General features: G+C 49.5%; 2 rRNA genes. Both read right to left on the reverse strand.

Annotation, left to right across the window (positions count from 1 at the left end):
* Position 1: 1 nt before the first annotated feature.
* Positions 2-117 (reverse strand): 5S ribosomal RNA (gene rrf, locus KP712_RS09020).
* Positions 118-235: 118 nt separating this feature from the next.
* A 23S ribosomal RNA gene (locus tag KP712_RS09025) occupies positions 236-3,132 on the reverse strand.
* Positions 3,133-3,144: the final 12 nt, after the last annotated feature.

Raw genomic sequence — 3,144 nt, forward strand, 5'->3', positions numbered from 1 at the left:
AACCTGGCGGTGCCCTACTCTCACATGGGGAAGCCCCACACTACCATCGGCATTACAGCGTTTCACTTCTGAGTTCGGTATGGTGTCAGGTGGTTCCACCGCACTATCGCCGCCAGGATAATTCTTTGATAACTTTTATTCTAACTTCTATCTATGTTCTTCATTGGCCACAAGCTGAACGTTTAGTTAATTTCTTTTTCTTTCACTCTGTTTTCCAAAAACACTTGAGCGTTGTATAGTTAAGCCTCTCGGGCAATTAGTATGCGTTAGCTCAATGACTCACATCACTTACACACCGCACCTATCTACGTCTTAGTCTTAAACAACCCTTACAGATTTTAAATCTGGGAGAACTCATCTCTTGGCAAGTTTCGTGCTTAGATGCTTTCAGCACTTATCTCTTCCGCACTTAGCTACCCGGCAATGCGTCTGGCGACACAACCGGAACACCAGTGGTGCGTCCACTCCGGTCCTCTCGTACTAGGAGCAGCCCCAACCAATTCTCCAACGCCCACGGCAGATAGGGACCGAACTGTCTCACGACGTTCTAAACCCAGCTCGCGTACCACTTTAAATGGCGAACAGCCATACCCTTGGGACCTACTTCAGCCCCAGGATGTGATGAGCCGACATCGAGGTGCCAAACACCGCCGTCGATATGAACTCTTGGGCGGTATCAGCCTGTTATCCCCGGAGTACCTTTTATCCGTTGAGCGATGGCCCTTCCATTCAGAACCACCGGATCACTATGACCTACTTTCGTACCTGCTCGACTTGTCTGTCTCGCAGTTAAGCTTGCTTATACCATTGCACTAACCTCACGATGTCCGACCGTGATTAGCAAACCTTCGTGCTCCTCCGTTACTCTTTGGGAGGAGACCGCCCCAGTCAAACTACCCACCAGACACTGTCCGAGACCGCGTTCCGCAATCTTCGTTAGAACATCAAACGTTAAAGGGTGGTATTTCAAGGACGACTCCATAATCACTGGCGTGACTACTTCTAAGTCTCCCACCTATCCTACACATCAAAATTCAATGTTCAGTGTCAAGCTATAGTAAAGGTTCACGGGGTCTTTCCGTCTAGCCGCGGGTACACCGCATCTTCACGGCGATTTCAATTTCACTGAGTCTCGGGTGGAGACAGCCTGGCCATCATTATGCCATTCGTGCAGGTCGGAACTTACCCGACAAGGAATTTCGCTACCTTAGGACCGTTATAGTTACGGCCGCCGTTTACTGGGGCTTCGATCAGGAGCTTCTCTTTCGATTACACCATCAATTAACCTTCCAGCACCGGGCAGGCATCACACCCTATACGTCCACTTTCGTGTTTGCAGAGTGCTGTGTTTTTAATAAACAGTTGCAGCCAGCTGGTATCTTCGACCGGTTCAACCTTCAGGGGCTAGCCCTTACAATCTACGCCGGCGCACCTTCTCCCGAAGTTACGGTGCTATTTTGCCTAGTTCCTTCACCCGAGTTCTCTCAAGCGCCTGAGTATTCTCTACCTGACCACCTGTGTCGGTTTTCAGTACGGTTTAGTAAAGCCTTTCGCTTAGTGGCTTTTCCTGGAAGTGTGGTATCGGTTACTTCAGCTCCGTAGAGCCTCGTCATCATCTCTCAGTGTTAAGGAAGTCCGGATTTGCCTAAACTTCCCACCTACCAACTTAAACGCACATATCCAACAGTGCGATAACCTAACCTACTCCGTCCCCACATCGCAGCTTTACCAAGTACAGGAATATTAACCTGTTTCCCATCGACTACGCTCTTCAGCCTCGCCTTAGGGGCCGACTCACCCTGCCCCGATTAACGTTGGACAGGAACCCTTGGTCTTCCGGCGAACGGGTTTTTCACCCGTTTTATCGTTACTTATGTCAGCATTCGCACTTGTGATACGTCCAGCATGCTTCTCAACACACCTTCTTCCGCTTACACAACGCTCCCCTACCCAACAGACTTACGTCTGATGCCGCAGCTTCGGTGCTATATTTCAGCCCCGTTACATCTTCCGCGCAGGCCGACTCGACTAGTGAGCTATTACGCTTTCTTTAAATGATGGCTGCTTCTAAGCCAACATCCTAGCTGTCTAAGCCTTCCCACTTCGTTTCCCACTTAATATAGACTTTGGGACCTTAGCTGGCGGTCTGGGTTGTTTCCCTCTCCACGACGGACGTTAGCACCCGCCGTGTGTCTCCTGAGTATCACTCTTTGGTATTCGTAGTTTGCATCGGGTTGGTAATCCGGGATGGACCCCTAGCCGAAACAGTGCTCTACCCCCAAAGGTGTCCGCTCAAGGCTCTACCTAAATAGATTTCGGGGAGAACCAGCTATCTCCCGGTTTGATTGGCCTTTCACCCCCAGCCACAAGTCATCCGCTAATTTTTCAACATTAGTCGGTTCGGTCCTCCAGTTAGTGTTACCCAACCTTCAACCTGCCCATGGCTAGATCACCGGGTTTCGGGTCTATACCTTGCAACTATTCGCCCAGTTAAGACTCGGTTTCCCTTCGGCTCCCCTATTCGGTTAACCTCGCTACAAAATATAAGTCGCTGACCCATTATACAAAAGGTACGCAGTCACCCTTTCAGGCTCCCACTGCTTGTACGTACAAGGTTTCAGGTTCTATTTCACTCCCCTCACCGGGGTTCTTTTCGCCTTTCCTTCACAGTACTGGTTCACTATCGGTCAATCAGGAGTATTTAGCCTTGGAGGATGGTCCCCCCATCTTCAAACAGGATATCACGTGTCCCGCCCTACTTCTCGTTAACTTAGTACCACAGCCTGGATGTCGAGTACGGGGCTATCACCCTGTGTCGCTAAGCTTCCCAGCTTATTCCTCTATCTCTGCTGCTATCATTAACAGGCTCTTTCGCTTTCGCTCGCCGCTACTAACGAAATCTCGGTTGATTTCTTTTCCTCGGGGTACTTAGATGTTTCAGTTCTCCCGGTTTGCCTCACTTACCTATGGATTCAGTAAGTGATAGTAGATTCTTCATCTACTGGGTTTCCCCATTCGGATATCTTGGATTAAACGCCTCTTATCGACTCATCCAAGCTTTTCGCAGATTAGCACGTCCTTCTTCGCCTCTGATTGCCAAGGCATCCACCTTGTACGCTTAGTCACTTAACTATACAACCTCAA

Source organism: Haemophilus sp. SZY H68 (assembly GCF_018829685.1).
GTDB lineage: Bacteria > Pseudomonadota > Gammaproteobacteria > Enterobacterales > Pasteurellaceae > Haemophilus > Haemophilus haemolyticus_K.